Annotated in this window: 1 pseudogene; it reads right to left on the minus strand. The window is 72.8% G+C overall.

What is annotated here, in order from left to right:
* Window positions 1-506: pseudogene (locus OUA97_RS23290) on the minus strand (heparinase); the annotation flags it as partial.
* Between the last annotated feature and the right edge of the window lie 31 nt (window positions 507-537).

Genomic DNA, 537 nt, shown 5'->3' on the forward strand with positions numbered 1-537 from the left:
GCCCCGGCCAGGGCCGCGACGCTGGCCCGCTCGGCCGCGCGGGCCGGGCCGTCGGACAGCGACAAGAGGTGACGCGCCTGTCTCGCCAGGTCCTGGGCGATCAGCCCGGTCTCCATGTCCGAGGCCCCGTCGCAGATCGTCTTGGCCCCGCACGCCAGGTGCAGCACCCGCCGTTCCAGCACCTCGGGGCTCCAGGAGAACGCGTTCCACTTGCCGAACAGCCCGCGCCAGTCGAGCGTCAGCCGCAGCGCCTCGGTCGCGCCCGCCGGGCCAGCGGCCAGCAGGTCGCGCATCCAGTCGAAGCCGTGCAGGCCGACCGCGAAGCCGTGGCTGGGGCTCGGCCGGTCCCAGGGATCGCCGCCGGCCCCGACCTCCAGGACCACGCCGGCGAACAGGAAGCGGCCGGCCAGGATCCTGCGTCCGGCCTCGGCGTCGGCCGGACGCCAGTCGCGCGGCGCCAGCGCCAGCCCCTCGGGCCTGTCTCTTTTAAAAATATTCGACCCCACCAAACAATCCTCATGATATGGGATTGCGGCA

Origin of the sequence: Phenylobacterium sp. 58.2.17 (genome assembly GCF_026411515.1) — a bacterium.
GTDB lineage: Bacteria > Pseudomonadota > Alphaproteobacteria > Caulobacterales > Caulobacteraceae > Phenylobacterium.